Source organism: Halonotius terrestris (assembly GCF_006861665.1).
Lineage (GTDB): Archaea > Halobacteriota > Halobacteria > Halobacteriales > Haloferacaceae > Halonotius > Halonotius terrestris.
This window is the reverse complement of sequence record NZ_RKLU01000006.1, coordinates 42,579-64,495: the sequence shown is the minus strand read 5'-3', so window position 1 is coordinate 64,495 and position 21,917 is coordinate 42,579. Positions and strand designations below refer to the sequence as shown.

Annotated in this window: 18 protein-coding genes; 8 read left to right on the top strand and 10 right to left on the bottom strand. The window is 50.1% G+C overall.

Annotated elements, in window-relative coordinates; all coding sequences use genetic code 11:
- Positions 1-247 precede the first annotated feature (247 nt).
- Positions 248-3,463 (top strand): DUF499 domain-containing protein, encoded by a 3,216-nt coding sequence (locus tag EGH24_RS12285; protein WP_142980433.1) that lies wholly within the window; start codon positions 248-250, stop codon positions 3,461-3,463.
- A complete protein-coding gene (locus EGH24_RS12280; RefSeq protein WP_142980432.1) occupies positions 3,460-6,168 on the top strand; it encodes a DUF1156 domain-containing protein in 2,709 nt (902 codons plus the stop codon). The genes EGH24_RS12285 and EGH24_RS12280 overlap by 4 nt, the downstream gene beginning before the upstream one ends.
- A gap of 2 nt (positions 6,169-6,170) precedes the next feature.
- Here EGH24_RS12280 and EGH24_RS12275 read toward each other — a convergent pair whose 3' ends face one another.
- Both EGH24_RS12275 and EGH24_RS12270 read right to left on the bottom strand, forming a co-directional pair.
- A complete protein-coding gene (locus tag EGH24_RS12275; RefSeq protein WP_142980431.1) occupies positions 6,171-8,609 on the bottom strand; it encodes an AAA family ATPase in 2,439 nt (812 codons plus the stop codon).
- Positions 8,590-8,784, bottom strand: coding sequence for a hypothetical protein (locus EGH24_RS12270; protein WP_142980430.1), 195 nt, complete (start codon positions 8,782-8,784; stop codon positions 8,590-8,592). The genes EGH24_RS12275 and EGH24_RS12270 overlap by 20 nt, the downstream gene beginning before the upstream one ends.
- A 111-nt stretch (positions 8,785-8,895) precedes the next feature.
- Here EGH24_RS12270 and EGH24_RS12265 point away from each other — a divergent pair, with 111 nt between their 5' ends.
- Complete coding sequence (locus EGH24_RS12265; protein WP_142980429.1) at positions 8,896-9,279, top strand: hypothetical protein; 384 nt, start codon at positions 8,896-8,898, stop codon at positions 9,277-9,279.
- A 17-nt stretch (positions 9,280-9,296) separates the two neighbouring features.
- On the opposite strand, the gene EGH24_RS12260 is transcribed toward EGH24_RS12265, so the two are convergent.
- From EGH24_RS12260 to EGH24_RS12250, 3 genes are all read right to left on the bottom strand, one after another.
- Positions 9,297-11,057, bottom strand: a complete 1,761-nt coding sequence (locus EGH24_RS12260) for a 5-methylcytosine restriction system specificity protein McrC (RefSeq protein ID WP_142980428.1) — start codon at positions 11,055-11,057, stop codon at positions 9,297-9,299.
- The gene (locus EGH24_RS12255) at positions 11,057-12,286 is read right to left on the bottom strand and encodes an AAA family ATPase (RefSeq protein WP_142980427.1); all 1,230 of its coding nucleotides are present in this window, start codon (positions 12,284-12,286) and stop codon (positions 11,057-11,059) included. The genes EGH24_RS12260 and EGH24_RS12255 overlap by 1 nt, the downstream gene beginning before the upstream one ends.
- Positions 12,287-12,583: 297 nt before the next feature.
- On the bottom strand, positions 12,584-13,003 hold the full coding sequence (locus tag EGH24_RS12250) for a TRAM domain-containing protein (protein WP_142980426.1): 420 nt from the start codon (positions 13,001-13,003) through the stop codon (positions 12,584-12,586).
- Positions 13,004-13,052: 49 nt separating this feature from the next.
- Here EGH24_RS12250 and EGH24_RS15415 point away from each other — a divergent pair, with 49 nt between their 5' ends.
- On the top strand, positions 13,053-13,337 hold the full coding sequence (locus EGH24_RS15415; RefSeq protein ID WP_185903317.1) for a hypothetical protein: 285 nt from the start codon (positions 13,053-13,055) through the stop codon (positions 13,335-13,337).
- Between the two features lie 254 nt (positions 13,338-13,591).
- On the opposite strand, the gene EGH24_RS12240 is transcribed toward EGH24_RS15415, so the two are convergent.
- Together EGH24_RS12240 and EGH24_RS12235 are read right to left on the bottom strand one after the other, a co-directional pair.
- Complete coding sequence (locus EGH24_RS12240) at positions 13,592-14,452, bottom strand: GIY-YIG nuclease family protein (protein WP_185903316.1); 861 nt, start codon at positions 14,450-14,452, stop codon at positions 13,592-13,594.
- A 217-nt stretch (positions 14,453-14,669) separates the two neighbouring features.
- The gene (locus tag EGH24_RS12235; RefSeq protein WP_142980423.1) at positions 14,670-15,395 is read right to left on the bottom strand and encodes a DNA replication initiation control protein YabA; all 726 of its coding nucleotides are present in this window, start codon (positions 15,393-15,395) and stop codon (positions 14,670-14,672) included.
- A gap of 296 nt (positions 15,396-15,691) precedes the next feature.
- On the opposite strand from EGH24_RS12235, the gene EGH24_RS12230 reads away from it, so the two are divergent.
- Positions 15,692-15,946 (top strand): hypothetical protein, encoded by a 255-nt coding sequence (locus EGH24_RS12230; RefSeq protein WP_142980422.1) that lies wholly within the window; start codon positions 15,692-15,694, stop codon positions 15,944-15,946.
- A gap of 538 nt (positions 15,947-16,484) precedes the next feature.
- Here the strand turns inward: EGH24_RS12230 and EGH24_RS15790 are convergent.
- A complete protein-coding gene (locus EGH24_RS15790) occupies positions 16,485-16,616 on the bottom strand; it encodes a hypothetical protein (RefSeq protein WP_281284939.1) in 132 nt (43 codons plus the stop codon).
- Positions 16,617-17,034: 418 nt separating this feature from the next.
- Here EGH24_RS15790 and EGH24_RS12225 point away from each other — a divergent pair, with 418 nt between their 5' ends.
- Both EGH24_RS12225 and EGH24_RS12220 read left to right on the top strand, forming a co-directional pair.
- Complete coding sequence (locus tag EGH24_RS12225) at positions 17,035-18,039, top strand: ComEC/Rec2 family competence protein (protein ID WP_142980421.1); 1,005 nt, start codon at positions 17,035-17,037, stop codon at positions 18,037-18,039.
- A gap of 79 nt (positions 18,040-18,118) precedes the next feature.
- Positions 18,119-19,090 carry a ComEC/Rec2 family competence protein gene (locus tag EGH24_RS12220; RefSeq protein ID WP_185903315.1) on the top strand — a complete coding sequence of 324 codons (972 nt, stop codon included), beginning with the start codon at positions 18,119-18,121 and terminating at the stop codon, positions 19,088-19,090.
- Here EGH24_RS12220 and EGH24_RS12215 read toward each other — a convergent pair.
- Together EGH24_RS12215 and EGH24_RS12210 are read right to left on the bottom strand one after the other, a co-directional pair.
- A complete protein-coding gene (locus EGH24_RS12215) occupies positions 19,084-19,821 on the bottom strand; it encodes a hypothetical protein (protein WP_142980419.1) in 738 nt (245 codons plus the stop codon). The two genes, EGH24_RS12220 and EGH24_RS12215, sit on opposite strands and share 7 nt — an antisense overlap.
- 116 nt (positions 19,822-19,937) lie before the next feature.
- Entirely contained in the window at positions 19,938-20,549 is a 612-nt protein-coding gene (locus tag EGH24_RS12210; protein ID WP_142980418.1) for a hypothetical protein, read from the bottom strand.
- 372 nt (positions 20,550-20,921) lie between these two features.
- Here EGH24_RS12210 and EGH24_RS12205 point away from each other — a divergent pair, with 372 nt between their 5' ends.
- Positions 20,922-21,569, top strand: a complete 648-nt coding sequence (locus tag EGH24_RS12205; protein ID WP_142980417.1) for a rhomboid family intramembrane serine protease — start codon at positions 20,922-20,924, stop codon at positions 21,567-21,569.
- The last annotated feature ends 348 nt before the right edge of the window (positions 21,570-21,917 follow it).

The following is a 21,917-nucleotide window of genomic DNA, read 5'->3' as shown; positions in this document are numbered from 1 at the left end:
CGAAAACAGAAGGTCAGAGTGTACAAGAAAACTAGCTGGCAACACGTGGGAAATTGACCCGTTACTTAATCGATTAAAAGAACGGTATGATAACGAGAACTACGATACACCCGTAACAATCCCGAGTCGGCCGAATTGCACACACACTCCGATTCCATCAGATATGGCTGAAGATTACTAACTCAAAATTGTATTCAAAGGATCATAGTGTTTATTGGGTGTCACTGAGCTTTGGTTTAGTATCAAGATGGCACAGACGGGATCCTTACCAAATACGCTTGAAGACACAGTAACCCTCAGCCGGGAGCTTCGGGAAGAAGGGCAGATCGATGGACAGGTAAAACTCTACAATGTTGATGACAACGACGAGTTCGAGTCTGACGCAGCACTCTTCTTCGAACGGACGCTGATGACCCAGGGGCTTCGAGAGGCTCTCTCGATTCTTCGTGATTCTTTGACTGGAGACGACCCCCGGGGCACGCATATACTGTATGGTCCGTACGGCAGTGGGAAGTCCCACCAGATGGTGGCTCTGTACCACTGTTTCGATGATCCCGCCGCCGCAGGCACTTGGGCAAGTGATTCAATTGAGGAATTCAACGCTGCCCTTCCGGAATCGGCGACGCCAATCACGGTTGCGATGCAGAACGAACAGTACGAATACCTGTGGGAACCTTTCTTCGAGGCACTCGATTACGATCCCGGAACGTTCGAGTCGGGTGGCTATCCCGATATGCAGACGATTCAGGAGGCTGTCGGCGACACCACAGTCGCATTCTTCGTGGACGAATTGGAGGACTGGTTCGATACGCTTCAAGGAGACCGAAAGAGCGCAAATAAAGCGTTTCTCCAGTCGCTACTCGAATCGACCGCACTCTCTGATCTCGAACTCTACACGATTGTATCGGTACTCCGGGAAGGCTCCGAGGTCCATGATATCCTGAACCGTGAACAAGCAGTTGAAGTCAATATGAACAATCAGGTGGACAAGCGCGAGGTCTTGCGCCATCGCCTGATAGATTCCGTGAACGAGAGTGCGGCCCGAGAGATTGTAAATGGGTACTTCGATGCGTACGACCAGGCCGATGGACACGTCGACCTCCCCGACGACTTGCTGTCCGAGATGCACGATCTCTATCCGTTCCACCCTGTGCTTCTGGATGCCCTTGAGACACGCTACTACGCCGATGAGGGTAACCAGAACACACGCGGGATGATCTACCTCTTCTCGAAAGTCCTCTTGCAGATGCAAGATCAGACCGATCTGATCACACACGGCGACATTGACGCCATCGAGTTCGAGGACGAACTGGCGAAAATCAACTACGAACGCCTGAACGCCGCTACCGGTGACATCAAAAGCCGTGTTGACACGGAGGAAGTACCTCACGGTCGTCGCATCCTGAACACGATCCTCCTCTACTCACTGAAGCCGAGCGAGGGCGAGGGTGCGGAAGTGTCGGAGATTGTGATGGGTGCCTACCAGACAGGTGACCTCGTCTCCGATGTCGTTCTTAATCTCGAACGATTACACGGCGTTGCATGGCACCTCCACAAGCTGAACGGGAAGTACGCCATCCGTGACCGGCAGAACCCGAACGCACTCATCCGGAACGCAGCTGTGGATGTGTCGGAGACGTCGGCGAAGGCCGAGATCGCGGACTTCATCTCGGATATCTTCGGCTCGACCGCGCACCCAGTCGGGTTCCGGACGAACGATATGCGGGACATTCCGGACGACCGTGAGGTGAAGGTCGTCGTGAAGGACGGCCAGTGGACCCAGGACGAGGTGAAGAAGGTCATCACGAACGACGGTCGCGGACGCGAGTGGCGCAACACACTCGTGTTCGTCCAGCCCTCAGGGGACAAGGCTATCGAGTCCGGCACACGGTACATCGACAAGGCGCGGTACATTGAGGGCGCACGACAGGTACTCGCCGACGAGTCTCTCGACGACGATATCCGCACCTCGATTCGCAGTATGATGGAGCAGGAGGAGAACGAGCTCCGTGAAGAGATTCAACTCCTTTACGGCGATGTGATCGACGGCGACAATCTGATGGACGATGAGGAGTGGGCGAAAGTGGAGCCGATGGATCTCGATGTCTTCGTCCTCGACGAGGCGGAACTCGACGCCTCGAACATTGCGGACTCTGCGGCAGCTGACCCATTCGACCTCCAGTCGCATGTCTGGGACATCGCCGAGGACCTTCTGGAGCGACGTGGAGAAATATCAGTCGAGGATATCTATGAACAGTTCCTCCGTGATCCACAACTCCCGATTCCCGGCAGTGCCAACGATGTGTTGAACGCAACCGTCGAAGCACTCGACGGCAAGCCGGTACTCGCCCGTGATACTGGTGGGTTCCGTGACGACCTATCCGGAAGCTCACTGGACACTGTGCTCGTTCAGCAGGACGAAGTAGATGTATGGGGCGTCGATGACGCCGAGCAGGAGCTCCGCCAGCGGTTCGGGAGCGGGACGACTGCACTCGACATTGGTGACTTCGAACTGGAGCTCGTTGAAGACGGCGAGATCTGGATCGAAGGCGATAGCCACGACGTTGTGATGCGGGCTATCGGCAGGCTCGCCCGTGAGGATCAGTACGTCATCGTGAAAGGCAACGAGATCCTGGAAAAGCCGCAATCCGACGCGACACTCCGCGATGTCGGCGGTGCGGAGGTCGTCGGTTCATCGTCCCTCGTGGACCGTATCGAGGAGCATATCAACGACGACGGGTACGCGAATCTCGACACGATCATCGGAGAGGTTCGGTCGGACGAAGCGGTGTTCCTGCCGCCGGACGAGACCGAATCGGTTGCTCGTGAGGCGGTCAACGAGTTCCTCGTCGACGACTACGTGCTGGAGGCCGGCGGTCGGTATCTCGGATCGCTCGGGGACCGGGAGCCGACGACAGTCAAGATCGTCCCGACGGTATCCGACCGAATCGGTGACCAGATTCTGGCATACATTGAGGAACTAGAACCGGATGACCAGTTCACGGTCAACAAGGTCACCGACCGCTTCGACGACAGCGTTACCGAGTACATGGTGCGGACGTTCCTGCTGGAGAACATCGGGAAGGACGAGGAACCGGAGTACGTGGTTAACACGACCGGGTCGGACAAGGCCACCGACTGGGTACCTGGCTATCCGTTCCGGAAGGCCGACATAGATGCTGACACTTGGCGGTTCGAGTATAATGGCGACGACGTCGCCGCGATGCGGAGCAAGTGGCGGAACAACCACCAGACGGGGAGCGTCGAGTACGGCGACGTCACTTTCATATTACCTGACAGAGAAGGCGTTCCCAGTGCATTACAGGGGACGGCTGATGTCGAACGAACTCAGGTAAGTTTGACATTGCAGTCTGAACAGGATTACACGAACGTGCAGGACCTGTTCGAGCACATTCCAGATGAGGCATCAAGCCTGAAAATTGAAATCAGCTTTCAGATATGAGTCAAGACACACAGCAGACGAGTAAGCGAAAAGAATTACCCATTGAAAGAGGGTTCCCTATAGAACAATTGAATGATATTTCAGAAAAAGAGGGTTATGGGGGTGCTCGTCAATGGTACCGTCCGATCTATACTATGCATAAATGGTGGGCTCGACGTCTGGGTAGTGTCTTTAGAGCGATTAGTCTCTACACACTAGCCGATAATCCAGACGATATTGATGTTTTTGAACCAGGTAGTAATACAGAGTTATCAGACTTCAATTCGGATTCCATAGATGTTGAGGAGTTAGTGAACGGAGTATCTGTAAAAAATCCGGACTCACTCTGGGAGCTCTATCCGAAAGACATTCGCATCAATAATAAAAAAGTCCTTGATCCGTTCATGGGTGGGGGAACCAGTATTGTCGAAGCATCCAGATTTGGTGCAGAATGTCATGGGCGTGATCTAAACCCAGTTGCTTGGTTTGCAACTAAAAAGGAGCTCGAAACAGGTCAGACAAAGACCGATGAAGTAGTTGAGAGTTTTGAAGAAGTAAAGCGTCAGGTCAAAAGTGAAATTCAGAGCTATTATAAAACACCTTGTCCACATCACCCAGAAGAACATGATGCAGAGGTGATGAATTATTTCTGGGTGAAGCAATTAGATTGTACATCCTGTGGTGATGTGGTTTCCCTCTTTGATGATTACAGAGTAGCTAAAGGAAGATATGAGAACGATGATAAGTATCATGTCTTCTGCCCCGAATGTGAGAATATCGTTCTTGTTGGTGATTGGCAAAATGAGTGCATCTGTAGTGAGTGTAGACATGAATTTGTTCCTAAGCAAGGAACCGCTCATAGGGGTAATTACACTTGTCGTTCCTGTGGACAAAAGTACAGTATTACTGATGCTATTCAGGAACAGGATGGCTATGACCTGAAACTGTATGGACTAGAATACTACTGTTCAATCTGTGATGAGGAGCATGACTATGGCCGGGCAAAAGTCAAAGGTTACCGGGAAGTTCAACAAATTGATTTGGAACTGGCTCAAGAGGCAAAAGAAGAGTGGGAAAGTCGAAATGATCTACATGATTACATCCCCAAAGAGGAAATACCCAAAGGTGCAATCACAACGGCTTCCTCTGTGTCTGGAAATGACGTTTTCCAACATAGTATAAATAGTTGGGAGGATATGTTCAACGAGCGTCAGAAACTCACACACAGTCTTCTGATGAAAGCAATTGATAGCGTAGAGAATGAAAATGCACAAGAGTATCTTCTTCTTGCATTTTCTGACTGTCTGCGTGGGAATACTATGATGATCGGATATAGTCAAGCCTACAACCAGTCTGACGATCTTTTCAAAACGAACTCATTCTCACCGCCACAGCGTCCTTGTGAAAGTAATCTGTGGGGTGCAAAATACGGAACTCGAACATTTTCGTCATCTTGGGATCAAGTTCTTAGAGGAATTGAGTGGGGTGGTGCTCCAACTGATCGATATGTGGAATATCCGAATAAAGACGGCTATCCAAGAATTCCGCGTAATTCGTCTCTTGATGATCCAGAAACTGTCGAAACAGAGCCCTTTGCGAAACCTGTAGGGGAGAACGCAAGTGTGGAGATAGGGGACGTTCGTAACATTGAGTCTGAGGACGAGTACGATGCGGTGATAACCGACCCACCTTACTATGACAACATTATCTACTCGGAAGTCTCTGACTTCTTTTACGTATGGTTGAAGATAATCCTTTCAGAGAGATATGAGGGATTCAACCAAAATGCCACGCCACGAAAAGAGAGTATAGTTGCAAATCCTGCTGAAAACAAGGGAGCTGAAGAATTTGAATCGGAACTCCATGAGTCATTCACAACTATACAGAACGCTTTGAAAACAGATGGAGTATTAGCATTCACTTATCACCATAGTGACTCCGAGTCCTGGGGAGAGCTGCTTGAATCCTTATGTGATAGCGGATTTGAAGTTACAGCCACCTACCCACTGACTGCCGACATAAGCAAATTCATCGAGGGTGAGGCAGTTTCCTTCGATATCTTAGTCGTGGCTCGTCCTGTTAGGGAGACAGAAGTAGCGTCGTGGAAATCACTCCGACGAGACATCTACCGTACGGCCCGACGCACCCGCAAGCAACTCGAAGAGAACCGCGACCTCTCCCGCGGCGACATCGGCGTAATGGAGATGGGCGCGTGTTTCCACGAGTACTCGAAGCACCACGGGAAGGTCCGACGCGGCGACAACATTATGTCCGCCAAGGAGGTCGTCCAGGAGATCTACGGCATTATTCAGGAGGCTAGTGACATCGGCGTCGAGGACGTGTTCATCGACCTGCTCGATACGTCGAACGTCTCCTACGACGATGTCAATAAGCTCTGTCGGGGGACGAACGCCGCTCCGGAAGACCTCAAGGAGACGCATCTATACAATCAGGACGGCGGCTTCGAACTCGGCACGTGGGACAACGAGAAGCGTCAAGCGTACATCCAGGAACGCGTAAACGGCGAGAGCGGTGACCACCTCTCGAACCTTGACAAACTCCAGTTCCTCCGGTACCGCTACGAGAAGGGTCAGGCGGTCCAGAACTACGTCGAGAAGTGGGACGTCGATGACGACCTGCGCGAACTCGCCGGTCGTCTCGCCGACGTGACCGGCGACGACACGTACACGCGGGTTCTTGGAGATCGGGATATCACGAGCTACTGAATCTATGGCTTGACCCGAATCGTACAGTCACAGTAGACGTAATCCCCTTTCTTTACCCAGGAATTACAGTCTGAGCAGTGTAACAAGTTGTACGCCTTTTTAAATACGTCACGCTCGTTTTTTAGCTCCTCCCCAGTGTAGAACGCCGCCTCAGCATCGTTATAATGAACATTCTTGTGTAGCAGCTTCAGGTGGCGATCTTTTTGCTCTTTGACTTCTTGAATAGCATCTAACTCATCCTGCACATCCTCGGTACTATACAGACCCTGACCATACTCCGTTTCATCGACGATAGAGCCGTTTTCAATCAGCGATTCGTACTGTTTGAGAGCAGATTGATAAAGCCGGCCAAGGCTCAAGGTCTCGTCTTCCAGTTCGTGGTATGGTACGCTGGCTTTAAGATTTGCGCAGGCTCGCCGGGAATACCATTCTACAGTCTTACGAATCCATGCAGCCGCCGCTGTGACATCGTCATGTTCGATGTGGTGATCGATTCGAGTCCAAGGATCCGATAAGCTAGCGACTGGAAGAGGACCTCCTTCGAGAGAACATTTTGAAAATCGAACTTGTTTGTTGAACTCCTGAGTAAGATGGAGATGACGATTCCAGGTTTTGTCGTGAGTTGTGAGAAGAATTTGATAATCATCAGAGACTTTTTCAGCTAAAAGGTTAGCTATATTCGAACGATGTCCGGAATCAATAGACATCATCACGTCGTCCAATAACAGGATGTCAATATCATCACCACCAACATCAGACATAGCGAGGAATAGTGCCAACCCCATACTATCCCGGTGCCCTTCGCTGTGGACTGCACCAGGATGGTGGTGCCCTTGGTCGTAGAACTTCAGTTCAAACTTGACACCGGTGTCAGTTGGTTCGAGCATTGCTGAGAAATCAGCAGCTTCTTCATCTCTGTGTATCTCCTGATAATATGTTTCAAATTTTTCACATATTTCATTGAACGCCTCATTCAGAACCCGACTACGAGCATTCATGAAGTGTTGTTTAACACCATCTAATGCGTCATAGACAGCTTTAGCCTCCTCTAAATCTGCCTCTCGTTTTCTGAGCTCCTCGTATCGATCATCAGCTTTGGCCAGTAATTCGATGTTCCTTACCGAGGACCTCACCTCCGGCTTTTCATCAGCTATCTGTACTAGCTGTTGAATCTCTTCTAATAGTGAATCCGGGAACACTACCCTTTCCAATTCACTCACCGATGGGAGGTTCGTCATGGTCCCATCATTCAGCTCATCTTTCCACGAATTAGCTGATTCAATCGTAGTTTCGAGTTCGCGCGAAGCCGCTGGATAATCATCGTCTATCTCAGATTGTAACTGTGCAAGATCATCAGTATACTCTACCAGAATGCCATTGAGTTCTTCATAGGCCGAATCTATGTCGTCCTTGAGAGATTGAACGCGAGAGGCATGGGCCCTACGTTCCTGAAGGTGCTCGCGAATCTCATTGTTGTCCCAATCCGCCAAACAAAGTGGACACTCTCCATCGTACTCATCAAGAAGAGGGATCCCCTTCTCTATGAGATCTAGCGTATTGAGCGTCTTCTCGGGGGTTTCTGCATCATCCAAGCTTGAAACGAGATCATCAATTTCATTGTACTTATTTATACCTTGTTGCCGTGTGTCTCTGAACCCATCTGTGATTCTATTGAGAAGCTTGACAGTGCCTTCACTCTGGAGTGCGTCAATTGAAATTTTGTCGCTGATTTCAATTTTTCCGGTAATCTCATCGTCAAGTGATTCGATGGGGTGTACACCTTGTTCCTCCCGCCTGTCATTGATGTACTCAACGGCCTTCGAACGAGTTGAAATTCCAGCGGGGAACAACTCAAAGAACCGTTTATCTGCTTGCTCTTTTTCTTTTGATTTTGATTTTATACTCTCTTTTTCATATGACCTGGCTGCGTGCTTCAGAGACTTACGCTTCTTGTCGATATGTTCTATTCCAAAGAGTTCGTCTATCCGATCACCACGTTCACCTTCGGGCGCGGTGACAAACCGAAGCAAGCGGTCTCGATCTAAGATTGAATGACCGAGTTTAGCGGCATCCATTTGTTTCTGAAGCCAATCTGGAATTGTATCGATATCCTCGGGTGAGACAATCGTGGGATTATCTGGATCAGAAACCCACCGCTTGATTTCGATATCTCTACTACCATTGGTCGCAAACGTAGCAGCTACCCACGCTTCTTCTGGCTCCGCTTCCACGTGAGATGCATATTGAGAAAATGGAATGTCTTGTGTCCCAGAACCACGCAGACGGGAGATGTCACCTGTAAGTGCGAATTCTACAGACTGAATCACAGAGCTCTTTCCTGACCCATTTGGGCCAAGAATCCGCACATTTTGTTCACCGAACTTCTCTCCCCAAGAAGTTATTCCCCTTATGTTCTGAACCTCAATCTTCTGAATGTACATCAGAGAGCACCTCCTCTGCAACTCTAATCACTTTGGAAGAATCAGTCAAATCGTCTTGGTTCTCAAGCCGTTCCAGTTCGGCTGCCACATCATCCGGTATTGAGTCGTCTCGGCGTACTTCTTCAAAAAATGAATCTATGATTTCTTTCTCCAGATTTCGGCCACCGTCAACCATACTGGCCTAAATGAATTGTCAGTGAATAAAACCACATCAAAACGAGCTATCAGATATAGAGTTGGCAAGCAACACAATTACTTGACTCGGCGAAGATAATCTCCAGTAAGAATGACAGGCCCCGGACAGATACCTGGACAGTACAATCTCATCATCGAAGGTGCCTGCGATACCTTCGAACACCAGATTCCCGTAAAGGAGTTCCTCCAGCGGCTCAAGGAGAATAATGTTCCCGAGAAAGTGAGTGTCGTCGGACTCGCGGATGCCCTGAGTGATGAGGATATAGCGACCGAACTCGCCCGTGAGATGGATCAACGTGCGAACGATCTGGAGTATCAAAGTCCCACGATACAGTTCGTCGTCGAAGGGTCGTTTCATCGAAGTGGTAAGACCTACGACCTTCGGTACGATGACGAACTCCACTCGCTTCAGCGGGTCTTTGGGCCACAGCTCGACCGGAAAGAGAGTGGAGAGTGGCTCGTCGCGCCGTTTTAATCTCACGATAATACTATTCAGAGCAGTTTCAGCGGCCCTTCTTTCTCCACTTTATCGGATCCGCCCTGGAGGAAGTAGAGGTCGATCCACTCCTTCCCGTGCTCGCGCGAAAATACCGGTACGCACGTCGTCGCATGCTCATAGCGTTGTTCACAACGTGTCTCTATTTGTTCTCGCGTCCAGTCGCCGTCTTGCTCTAGATCGTATCGATTGCGAACTTCCCATGAGTGTTCGTCGGCGGCAGCCTTGAGGACGCGAAGTGAGAAGTCCCGAGTATCTTTGAACGTGAACGGACCGCTCATCGATGTCGCCTCGCTCAGGTCAGTCTCTTCGACACCATCGAGACACAAGCGATTCTCTGCGACTGCGCGGAAGGCTTCAAGTTCGGCAGATTTCTCGACGAGGACATCGTGTAGGTAGTTGTGGACGATGTCGCCGAATCCATCCAGTGAAAATGACTGCTCGGGTGAGACAATCTGGAGTTCTGCTCCGGTCTGGGAGACTCGACGACGCTTCGATTCGAGTAGCGGACACAGAAACGCCAACCGGTCGGCGTGGAGAAGGTAGGCATAGCTGAATAATCGAGATCTCGACGGCGATTCTTTCACTGGATCGTGGCCTTCCGCGTAGTACTTCGAGTCCAATACAGCGAGTGTCTTCTCGCCCTCCTGTAGCGCGTGATCCGGTTCGTGGTAGATCTGGCCCTCACCCTCGAACGGATTCACTGACGGTGACCGGACTGGCGTCACGTCGTCGAGGGCTCCGAGGTGGTCGTAGGACTTGATATACGAGAGCTCTCGCTCGATGACGACCTGTGAGTACTGCTCAAACAGCGACTCCATATTCAGAACGTAGTCCACAACGAGTTCTCGCGGACCGTCCCGAAGTTGTTGTCCGAGTGACGAGGACATCACCGCCTTGGCGACATCGAACGCCTTCTGGTAGTATCGACGCTGCTTCGGAAGGTCGCTGAGCGAGAGGCGTCGATACGCATCCATCCGATCTAATCCACTACTAACACCCATACTCTCTAAGCGTTCGACCTCTCGGTGAACCTCTGAGAAGATACGGTCATATGCAGGGTGCTCATTCTCGTGGGAGTTCTGCCGAAAGAGCCGAAGCAACGTCTTCCCCGCGAAGTGGAGCAACGAGTTCGCGGCGTTGTCGTACTCGGTCTCGTTGCGTATCCAGTGTGGCTCCAGTGTCCCCCGCGCGTGGTTCAAAAGCGTTTGCTCGACGTCGATCTCCCCTCGTCCGTCTAGACTGTCGAGCCGTCGGATAACTAAGTCTCGAATGTACCCCTGCCGGTGGATCGTCTCTAACCCATCGAGGTAGTTGATTGCCAGCACGACGAAGACATCATCGAGATGGATATCATCAGAGAGGAAGTCCTGCAGTGGAATCCCATGATACTCGATGGAACGGTTCTGGTCGTAGACCGCCAGCAGCATATCGAATATGTGCTCCCAATCGATCTTCGGATCGACCTGAACCTTTGACGATGGTGTCAGGCTCACGACGCCGATAATGTCCGTCGCTTCGACATGGAGTACCTCGTTCTCGTCGCCGTCAACAGTGACTGTAATGACTTCGTACTCTTGCTCGCCGTTGAGTGCCGCTTGACTCTTCGTGAAGACACCGGGACTCTGCTGTGTAAAGGACGCGCGACGAAGCTGATCTCCAATGGACGACGGACAGCCCTCTATTCGAATCTCCCCACGTTCGGGGATATTGAAGGTATCCTGCCCATACTCGTAGACTTCGTCAACGGTGCTCATTACTCGTAGGAGCCCATCTGGTGGCGTTCCTGTTCGAGTTCCCGTTCGGCTAGCTCAGCAGCAGGGGCGAGATCAAACTCCTCGAACTCTCCGTTCATCGCGCGATAGTGTTCCGCGATCCGCTCGATCTGGGGGAATGCGGCGGCGTTCAGGAGTCTAGGAACGATGTATGTCCGGAACGCCTGCCCGACTGCGTCTGTCTGGTCATATTCGTACTCTCCGCCTTCTCGACAGCCGACGCCAAGGAAGACGGCAACATCGCGGTAATGCATCGGGCCGAACCGCATAATGGACCCTTGTGATGTCGATTCATGACCGTGGTTGATCCCTTGGTAGTCCCGCTCAAACAGGTTGAGGATCTCGCTTTCTCCGAGATCAGTGTGGTCAGTAACGTGCGTGGTTATCCAGTCTTTGAACAGCTTCCGCCGCTTGTCCTCCTCATACTCGTCCAACTCAATCATAGCGAACCGCCGTGTGATCGCGTTGTCGAGTTCGTTTACCGTCCGATCCGACATATTCATCGTACAGATGATGTTCACCCGTTCATCCAGTTCAATAGTCTCCCCTTCATCGGTCTCGAAGATGGTCTGATGGGGGTTTTCGATGGCTGTGTACAGCGGGCCGAAGATTTTCGAGATGTCGGCCCGCGTGATCTCATCAAGGATCACGCCGTACTCTACATCGAACCGGCGAGCACGCTGTACGGCTTCGGACACGCAGCCGAGTTTCGTCCGATAGCTTAGCGAGTCACCAGTGTAATCCGGGCTAATTCCACCAATAATGTCCGACGGCGTCCATGAGGGTGTCGCAGTGTTGAGAGCGTACCCGATGCCGGTCTCACGGGCGAGCTGCTTGGCGAAAGTTGTCTTCCCCGTTCCGGTCGGCCCGTACAGGACAACCGGCTTCCCGGCTTCGAGTGCGACTTTGGTGTTGCGCTCCACGTCTTTTGGGACGAGTATATCTTCTGGTGTTTCGTCACCACGGAGGCTCACGACGCGCTTGAGACGGTCTGAGGCCAGCGGTGACTCAAGCACGGCACGTCGCACCCGGCCTAATCCACGCTTTCCGTCGTGGATCACGTCAAGTTCCTCGGTCTCGATTAGGAACTCCAGTACGTCTTCGCTCTCTGCATTCTGAATTGCATCGACAACGTCATCAGTTACACGGCGGAGTATTCCGACTTCGTCTTTCGCATCTTCAAGCGTATAGTCGTCCGACGAATCACTCATTATCGGATACATGTCGCCCACAGTATATAAAAGCCCGTTCAAAACCAATTTGCATAGGTTTACTATGAAATCATTTGGAAGCACGGACTCCTGGGGCCGACTACCATTGATGAGCACTACACGGAGGAAGTTAATTGGTTATAGACGAAGATCCGAACCGACCTCCCGAAAACGGAGCAGTACAATCTATTGAAAGTCGCGGGGTCGAATCAAGATCAAATCTATTCACTCGTCAATACAAAGGCTGGTTCGCCGATATCCAGATCCCTGATAACTCCAACCAGCCCCTGAAGAACACTAGTATCCGGGATCGTATCGTTTGACAACCTCCGCAAAGGCGACGTTTTCTTTGGCCTCGCTGATGCGGACACTGACCCGTTCGCCAACGTCGGTCTCAGGAACAATGACGACGTATCCCGGGCCAACACGTCCAATACCGTCACCCTGATCACCGAGGCTGTCGATTTCAACATCTACGATATCGCCATCATCGACTGGTGGTGACTCAGAGTGAGTACGCTGGGTTGCTGATTGTGAATTCGAGGGAGAATCAGAAGCAGAGGGGGCTGTCGAAAACACCGCTACTTTCGTCGTCTCATCTGGAGTGAGCTCGCCGGCTTCGACCTCCCGTTTGGGTACCTCAAGTGTGAAGGTATCGCCACTGCTATCGATTTCGGCCGTATACAAACACAACAAATCGCCGGATATTTCGACCATACTCGCTAGTTACCAGACTTGTATTTGATTGCTCTGCTTGTGTGTGACAATGTATCTTGAATTGTCAGCACAGAACTTTGAATACTCCGATGAGAAAGCCCACTCACGACTCTGGATGATCGTATTCATGATAACCGAATTCGCCTTTTCGGACAATCCAATATCTGTCGTTCACACAGACTACGTCGTCGTTGGAGGTAGCTTCTTCGAGGAGCATTTGTGCGTCTTCACCCTCAGATATGGCTTCGATTTCATCGGCTGTGGAGCCGGGGTTTTCAGCGACTGTGTGGAGTATGGAACGGTAGTCGGTCATCACTTACAGACGCTGGGTTAGAGAAGGGCTGGTAGTAGCTACGCACATCGAGTGGATCATTGTGAGTGTCGGATTCGCTAACGAATCAAAGAGCCATCTGCGGGGCAATATACTTTGTCAGACTCAGAGTTCGCGCTGAATTCGGGCAGTCAGGTAGGTCGGGGGCTCTTCATCGGAATGCTTAACCAACAAATTATCCCATTACGAATCGGTTGTTGGTTAAGACTCTGAACCGATTGGATAATCCAGCAGGATCGTTTGTATCCACGGCCTCCTTAGAATTGGTCACGCGGCGCCATGTCGAGGGCCAGCCAGTGAGCTCCGATTAGATCCGTCTCGATTTGTTCGAGTATGTGTTTTGCGTCAGCTACAGAGTGGGTGGCATAGCTGAAGTGAAGCTCCTCAGAGCGGGTGCGTCGATGCCGATACAGCCGATTTCGGAGTCTCGTACTCTGCCCGATATACTCCAAGGGATGAGGCTCAGATGGATCCCAGATCCGATAGACGCCGGCGGCTTGTGGAATCGATTGATCTGCTTGCGCCAATGTCTGAAGCGGAGACCACTCCAAGCCCATCCACTCCGAAGCGGTGGGATTCGAATGATTTTCCCAGGGTAGTGGCCCAATGCCAGCGGCTGTATTCGGCTCTGTTTGGTCGTCTTCCAGTGGCCCACCGACGACACCATCGCTACTCCGCGAAGATCGCTTGTAGCCCTCGATCATGCGGCCGAAGTTGGCCTCGGTATTTGATCCTGTTTCACGGCGATAAACCGCGATCAGTGCTTCTTCGATTCCTTTGCGTCGTTGGTTGTCCCCAACGCCATCAGGAGTCGCCACAGAAACCTCGAAGGCGGGGCCGGACTCTTGACGAATCGCCCACAAACAGGGTGCCGTGACGTGCGGATCGGTGTAGGGCATCTCCTCGTTGTAACAGCCCGCCAGTGCCCGAAGTCGTTCACGAAGATCCCGACCAGTTTGACCGATGTAGGTGAGCCCCTCTCGGTTGTGATGACGCACCCGATACAATCCCGGCTCTGTGGTGATCGCTGTGAGTTCGCCGGCGGCCGGATCGAGCGAACGCCATGGTGACCACGCCAAATCCAACCAGTCGTCGGCCTCGTAATCTGCGGTATTCATAGAGTGGATGGAAGATCGAGGATAGAGCGTATTGATAGCCCCACCCTCACTGACAGTGTTGTCAGAGCTAATCTACTTTGGAGTGTCTCTATATTTCGATGTTGTGTTGTTATTCGGGAAGAGCCAGGCGGTGGTTGTCACTAGCCACAGGGGAAAACACAGCGTGGGTTGTGTGCGGCCTCTCGTGGTAGAGTCGGAGTCAGTGTGTCACTGACGGCTACCCTTCGGCCTGTACTGACGACGCTGTCAGCGACCCCTGCAGTCGGTCATACACCTCTGAGTGTTCGTGCAAGACGAGCATCTTCCCGTGGCGATCCGAATCGACAAACGTCACCGCACCATTCGACAGCGATTCGACGGCTTCACACGCTCTGTAGTATTGCTTCCAGCACAGCGACTCGTTTTGATCCGCCTGAAGGAGTGCGAGGGGATTGTCCTTCGCTCGGAGGCAGTACCCTTTCGGCGTTTTCTGGCCCCACTTCGAGAGATGCTCGAAGAGTGCGACGGCCCGTTGTGTCGTGACTGAGTTGGTGAGTTCACTGAGATCTTCGGCCCGAGTGAGTTGTTCGATCGGCGTGAGTTCGCTGGGGGTTGGTGAACTGTTCGAGGAGACCTTGGGATCAGACGCTTCGAGGTCTGTTTTCAGCGCGGGTTTCAATTCATTCTCGAATGCCCACTCCGAGACAGCCCCACTGATCTTGCGACCGACGGGAATGTCCTCAATCATGAGTGTCTTCACGGGTTCTTTCTGGGTGGTATCGATCGAGATGTCTGGGATAGTGGTGAGGGTTGCTTCGGTAGAGTCGAGGCGGTCTCGGAGCTGCTCGTTCTCGGTTTCGAGTTCGTCGACGCGCTCGGTGAGTTCCTCATTGGCTTCTTTGAGCTGGGTGGTTTCGGCTTCGAGCACTTCGATTCTGGCTTGCAGGGCGTCGAGAGAACTCATTGGGCACTCACTCTCGGACGGTGGGATGTAGCAGAGGTCGGTTCAGTCGGGTACCGTAGCGTTGCCACTCTGGATGTGACCGTCGTTGTTAAGACGGCCCGGATGCTTGCTTTCATTGAGGTTCTTTGACGCCACGAACGTCGGCCGGACTCCACTCCGGTCGGTGTTTTACCAACCCGATAATGCGTTAGTGACGTCTGTAACTTCTGGTTCAAAACAGAGCTACTTAACCTTTAGTACATGCAAGAGGAAAAAGATAGCTGGAATTTTATCAAATTCTGTACTATAGATATGTAGTGACTCGTGGCCCAGATCCAGAAATCGACCCGATAAGCATCCTCCGGGTTTTCTTGAGATCTACTGATCCAGCCTTCGTCCCCTCTGAAATTGCTGAGGAGCTTGATTGTACTACAGAAGGTGCTCGACACCAGATGAACAGACTCGTCGACGAGGGGTATTTAGCAAAGAAGAAACCCGGACAGCGGACAGTCATATATTGGATTACCGAAGGAGGGAGCCGTCACTACTTCGAACAAACAACCGACGACTGACTGGTATCCACCCACCAAATTACTGATCTTGAGCTTGGCTTCTTGCATCGAATTCGGCTTTGATTTTCGAGTTGCTTGAGGCGACCCCGGATTCCCTCAGTTGTCATTTCGAATTTCTCGGCTAACTCACTCGTGGTAAAAGCTGGATCAGATGCGGTTCTCATTTCATTGACGATCTCATCATCAGTGATTGTTCGTTTTCCTTGAACCATACATACATACCTCTGGCTATAACAAAAAGTATTATGGTGGTGGGAACAGGACACTAAAACAGACACAGAAAGCTCAGCAAAGTCGATAAGGCCAAAATCCCGCCTGGTGTCACAGGCGAGCTGGGCTGTGTCTACTACAGATGAGCCAAAGCCCAACAGCCACTACAAGTGGCACCGAGCAAAAGCGTACCGACGCACCACTACCCACTCCCGACTACGCAGTCCCAGGCGTAACCGACCTCTCAACGTATCGCCCCGACGATCAGATCATTCTCGAAGGCCATTCGAGCCCCCTCACCGTCCAATTCGTTGGCGTTCGAGAACGCTCAACATGTGTAGGTCTCAGGACCCAATACGCCCTCGAAGCCACACATGACCGCGACAATGCAGTCACCCACGAGCTGTATGAGCACATCAACGTCGCCGATGGCGAGGTTATCGAACTTGTCGATGAGCATGGTCGCCCAACGCGAGTCTTTGAGGGCTCCCAATGAGCTGTACGGTCGAAGAACGGAATCGAGCCCGCGGAGTGATTCATGAATTGGGGAAGCGATCAGACGTGATTGGAACGGATCTCATTGCGCCGGCGAGAGATCCATCCGGTCGGTGGACGATTGAAATCGCATTGGATACCGATGGCTTGCCTGCGGCCGTTGTGATGATCTTAGGAGAAGCGGAGATGACGATCTGGGATGTCGGGCCGCGGCAAAGCTGGTGGCACTGTACGGCTGTTGTCTAAACCGCGATTTCTTCTCACCCCTCTACTCCGGCGAAGAGAAAAGCAATGATTGCCAACTAAAAACACCATGTAGGATCCATATATGTAGTACAGATACAACCAAAGCTCTTGTATAGTTGACTATAATTGAATTTCATATGTTGGGTGAGAGATCAAAGTTTGAAGCTCACTTTCTGAACGTTGATCACGGTGACTGCACTATCATTCACCACCCTGGTGATGAAAAGGATCCAGAAGGGCGTGTAACATTCGTTGATATCAACGATTGGAAACACAAACAAGACGCTGACGTAGCCGGGCTTGGTTACTTTCTCAAAAATTTGCTGAGCTCCAAAGGGCCTGAGTCAGAAGAAGAATACGCATATGAGTATCTTAATTCCCCTGTTGATTACTTCCAAAATAACATAGATGATGGTGGCAAAGGGGTCTGGAGATTCATTGCAACACATCCGGATATGGATCATCTGTCGGGACTAGAGCACCTCGATAACAAAATTGAGATTACAGAGTTCTGGGATACGTTTCATAAGAAAACGTTGAGTGCGGAACAAGATAACTGGCCAGAACGATTTGATCCAAATGATTGGAGGCGTTATGAGGAAATCCGTCACGGTAAAACCAACCATCACTACATCCAACCAACAAAGGGAACCAAAACGTCAACTTGGAAAGAAGACGACATAGACATTCTGCATCCCTCGTCTCCATACATACAACAACTAAACAAAAAGTATGCTGACCGTGCGGATGAGAATTATAATAGGTTGAGCTACGTCTTAAAAATAAATACACCTGCTGGAGGAATCCTTCTCCCTGGAGATATAGAGGGAGAAGACGCTTGGAGAAGAGTGTTAGAATACGCTGAGGACGATCTTGAAGATATTCGAGTGCTGAAGGCAGCTCATCATGGGCGTCAAAACGGTTTCAACGAGGAAGCAGTCAAAAAAATTGATCCAGATTTTGTAATTCTTAGCGTCGGTAAGAAAACTGAGCATGATGCACAAGCGGATTATAATCGTGTATGTGATAATCAGACAGAAATCTATTCAACCCGACAACATGGTCGCATTAAGATTACCGTTGAAGAGGGTGAGTTAGATATTGATCTCGAACATCCAGACGGAATATTTGATCTCCCCTGATAGCCATTCCACTTTCACTGTACTCTGAGTAGCTTTATGCCAATAATCCAACTTTACTCTGCATAGACACATGGGTTGGATGAGTAATCACGTTCTCGATATTCGTGTGTGGGACGTTAATCACGGGAGTGCGATGTTCCTTCATGTTGGAAGACGTGATATCGTGATTGACGCCGGAGCTAACAGTGATTTTTCGCCAGCATGGTGGATAAGCAATAGATTTCGACGGAACAAAATTGATTATATGATTATCAGCCACCCACATCATGATCACATTGAAGATTTAGATGCATTCAAAGAAGAGGATCTTCTCCCCGAAATCATCCAGCGTCCAAAACAAGCACGAGATATCCTCGAAGAAAAAATTGAGGAGGAAGATGACGAGGAGTACATCGAAGATGTGGAGGTGTATTTTGAGCTTGATGATTATAGCGGTGACCCAGATCCTACACCGAGTGATCCAGAGTGGGCAGGTGTCGAAAAATCGGAGAGAAGATTCCGATCTGATGGGGGTCATAGATCCGGAGTAACATTTCACAATTTTTCAGCTCCAGAATCGGGCTGGGGAGAGGGAAATTACGAACGCTTGAATAATATGAGCAGAATGACCGTCGTTAATTGTCGAGGATTCAAGCTGGTTACAGCTGGTGATATGCTCGAAGAGGGTATTGAGGGATTGATTCAAAAGGATACTGCAATGGAAGCCTGCGAAGACGCAGATATACTAATTGCACCGCATCATGGACGCGATAGCAGCTACGTTCATGAGTTTGTCACTCATGTAGACCCGGATATCGTCATCTTTTCAGAGAAATCGGAAGGTGATGATCAAAATACGGTACCTACAAAATACGGAAACATTGCTAATGGTGCCACCGTGAAAAACGAATCTACCGGTGAAACTAACGAACGAAAGGTTCTGACGACTCGATCAGATGGCCGGATTCGCATTCAAGCGAATTCAAATAATGATTGGAAAGTATCTCATTCACCAAGCCATACTGAGGAATTAGCAGAGAGTCGTAAATATAAACGAAACCATTCCTACTGACTCTTTTGTTGAACATAAAAATCGACAATGGCGTACTCTACGACCTTTTTATTGAATTTCTCCTTACGCTCTCCGAAAACTCGGATCCCAAGGAGAGAGACTGAACCAACCAATATGAAGACACTTAGTGAACGAGTAGCTAAGATATTATAATGACCCCCTATTTGGATTGCTATTATCAATGGAATCGACAAGATCCACATGCCCCACATGCTTCTATGAAACGTGTGGATAGATTGAAACCGTAGTGCTCGCGCGGCTGAAACAGTCTCCAGATAGCTAAGTACTAATTGCATGAGCCGGCCATGGTTTTTGAAGTCATCTGATAGTTCAAATTCATCCCTGGCCAACGACCAAAATTTTTCCTCTACTTCAGTAAGATTCAAATCGGAAGTCGTGGCTCGTTTAAACCCAAACCAGTCTCGAATTTGTGGGTTCAATGCCTGAAACGTCCCATCGGGATCATACGGTTCAACATTCCTCATCTCTGAGAGTACCAAACCGAACAGCCTTGGTGTTCCATTCAGTTTACTGGCTACTCCTTGAATGACATGACCAATAATAAAACCAACAACAAAAAACCCGGCAACAAGTAGACTCGTCGAGATCCCACTAAAATACTCTTCTACACTTATCGTGGCCGCAATAATTATCAAAAGCATTAGCCCGGGGAGAAGATTCGCAAGGATATCATAGATCTTCAAAGAACGGAATGTACTCGCTACAACCATTTGTTTTTCATTTGGTTTGAAGTGTCAAATAGGTTTTGTATGTGTTAGGAATGTTTTTTAAGTGGAGTAATCTGGGAACCCAAGAAGGCGAATACGTACAGAGGATCTTTTCTTAATCAGCTTGATTCATCGCCCAATTCAGAACCACTCCATGAAGGTAACAACCCGGCCGCTGAAACAGCTAAAACAAATAGTCGCCATAAAATAGCAGCGAGCAACAATACCGAGGCCGTCATAGTGAGTATTCCAGTTATCACGAGAATGTCCAGTGCTGTATACCCAAATACCGACCCCAACTCAAACTCTGCGATCAGATATGTTGTGACACCCATCACCAGCCCAACCCCCATCAACAGGCCAAACAGTAAAGTCGGCAAATACGCTCCACCCAATCGATCCAGTGTAAGGAACGGCCGGAGTTCACTTCCAGCCTGCCACAGCTGCTGTGGAATCAGTTCCCGGGCCCAGTATCCAAGCCCGCCTGCGCCACGGCCATCCCATTGAACATGTCGTTCGCCTTCAACCTTCTTCGAGAGGATATAGCCATCCTCGTGGAAGTCATCAAGATGCTTTGAGACCACACTGCTGTGGAGATCGACCTCTGAGGCCAACTCCTGTTGGGCAACCCACTGGGCCGGGCGATCGTACAGATACTCACCCAAAACCCGCTTGCTGGATTGATTATCTCCATCGTATTCCGACTTGAGTGCAGCTAAGCTTCCACCCATATGCTGTCGCCCGATTGTAGGGGTTTGCAAACCCCCCTGCACGGGTTCCTACAGGGTTGCAAAGCCGCTTGCAAGTTATAATTTGCGTGAAAGGTCTGGTGGCTATATGATTCTACCAGTCATGACTTAGGGTATGATGCGTGCAACCGACAGACCAGTTCGATACAGGTGTCTCGGATCACCAACCGCGTTTCCCATATCTAAAAAATCTCGCCGGATGCGGGTGGCCCGAAGTCGGTGCAACTCGATCATGGCTGTTCAGGAGCGTAACCAACGACACTGCACTGAAAAACTCCGCCACATCGTCTCTCTAGAGCGGTTCTGGTTTGCCGATGTCACTGTGCCAACCTCCATGGGAGGGTATCGGTTGCTATGAGCTGGCATTCACACATCATTCGACAAGAGCCATTGGGCGAAACCGCACGCGAGGCAAAGGAGCAATATCTGGCAGCTGATGCACCGGTCACACTAACGTTGATCTGGATTGTGGCCGCCGTCTTTGCTGGTGAAGTTGCTCTCTCTGTACTCTTGGGCACTCAGAGCATCCGTGTTTTGGCAGTTGGGTCATTCAAGCTCCATCCCGAGATTGCGTGGCTCGCTGCGCCCGTCCTCCATGCTGGCTTCGGGCATGTCCTGACGAATATCGGGGGACTAGCCATCTTGGGAATCCCACTAGAACAGCACTTCTCAAAGCGTCAATTTGGAATCTTCGTCATTGTCACTGCCTATCTATCGACCGCGATTGGTGGAGTCTTCATAGCAGCGTTTACAGCTGATCAGGTGGCCATGTATGGGATCAGTGGGACAGTGTATGCGATGGCGGGTGTTGCGATTGTGCAGTTCTGTAGCTCCAGAAATCCTCCAAGGGGATTCGAATGGATCGCATTGTTACTGGCGATAAGTGCGGCTGTTACGGTTGTTTTAGATCCGTTCACTGGCCCATTCTTCCACCCTGATTGGATCAATGGTGGTCATACAGGTGGGTTAGTGACCGGTTTGATCGTAGGGCTGTTGCATTAATTATAGGGCAGAAACGTGTAGCAATCAACTATGCTATCGAGATTTCATATTAGATTGCTAGATTTTCAAATAACAGCCTTACTAATAAAATAAATTATAAAAATTGTATTTAAATCTGATTATTTTAGTTATATTGATTAATAGAATAACGATTCAATCACATTGGTTATTCTGGAGTTTTATCAAAATTTCAATATAAAATTGGTCTAATTATTCGAGAACTTGAAATAGCATAAGAAGTAACATAAGAATATCAGCTATAGAAAGCGAATGGTGGGAAGCAACTAGATTAACCTTCAGATTTGTGTTTCATATGATTGAAAAAAGAGTCGAAAAGCTGATTATGAA

What these genes read in the sequence shown, in the direction of transcription:
- EGH24_RS12225 (WP_142980421.1), top strand. Translation starts at nt 17,035, where the DNA reads ATGTTGGGTGAGAGATCAAAGTTTGAAGCTCACTTTCTGAACGTTGAT.
- EGH24_RS12205 (WP_142980417.1), top strand. Translation starts at nt 20,922, where the DNA reads ATGAGCTGGCATTCACACATCATTCGACAAGAGCCATTGGGCGAAACC.
- EGH24_RS12255 (WP_142980427.1), bottom strand. Translation starts at nt 12,286, where the DNA reads ATGAGTGATTCGTCGGACGACTATACGCTTGAAGATGCGAAAGACGAA.
- EGH24_RS12240 (WP_185903316.1), bottom strand. Translation starts at nt 14,452, where the DNA reads ATGAATACCGCAGATTACGAGGCCGACGACTGGTTGGATTTGGCGTGG.
- EGH24_RS12265 (WP_142980429.1), top strand. Translation starts at nt 8,896, where the DNA reads ATGACAGGCCCCGGACAGATACCTGGACAGTACAATCTCATCATCGAA.
- EGH24_RS12210 (WP_142980418.1), bottom strand. Translation starts at nt 20,549, where the DNA reads ATGGGTGGAAGCTTAGCTGCACTCAAGTCGGAATACGATGGAGATAAT.
- EGH24_RS15415 (WP_185903317.1), top strand. Translation starts at nt 13,053, where the DNA reads ATGTATCTTGAATTGTCAGCACAGAACTTTGAATACTCCGATGAGAAA.
- EGH24_RS12215 (WP_142980419.1), bottom strand. Translation starts at nt 19,821, where the DNA reads ATGGTTGTAGCGAGTACATTCCGTTCTTTGAAGATCTATGATATCCTT.
- EGH24_RS12280 (WP_142980432.1), top strand. Translation starts at nt 3,460, where the DNA reads ATGAGTCAAGACACACAGCAGACGAGTAAGCGAAAAGAATTACCCATT.
- EGH24_RS12235 (WP_142980423.1), bottom strand. Translation starts at nt 15,395, where the DNA reads ATGAGTTCTCTCGACGCCCTGCAAGCCAGAATCGAAGTGCTCGAAGCC.
- EGH24_RS12285 (WP_142980433.1), top strand. Translation starts at nt 248, where the DNA reads ATGGCACAGACGGGATCCTTACCAAATACGCTTGAAGACACAGTAACC.
- EGH24_RS12250 (WP_142980426.1), bottom strand. Translation starts at nt 13,003, where the DNA reads ATGGTCGAAATATCCGGCGATTTGTTGTGTTTGTATACGGCCGAAATC.
- EGH24_RS12220 (WP_185903315.1), top strand. Translation starts at nt 18,119, where the DNA reads ATGAGTAATCACGTTCTCGATATTCGTGTGTGGGACGTTAATCACGGG.
- EGH24_RS12275 (WP_142980431.1), bottom strand. Translation starts at nt 8,609, where the DNA reads ATGTACATTCAGAAGATTGAGGTTCAGAACATAAGGGGAATAACTTCT.
- EGH24_RS15790 (WP_281284939.1), bottom strand. Translation starts at nt 16,616, where the DNA reads ATGCTCATCGACAAGTTCGATAACCTCGCCATCGGCGACGTTGATGTG.
- EGH24_RS12270 (WP_142980430.1), bottom strand. Translation starts at nt 8,784, where the DNA reads ATGGTTGACGGTGGCCGAAATCTGGAGAAAGAAATCATAGATTCATTT.
- EGH24_RS12260 (WP_142980428.1), bottom strand. Translation starts at nt 11,057, where the DNA reads ATGAGCACCGTTGACGAAGTCTACGAGTATGGGCAGGATACCTTCAAT.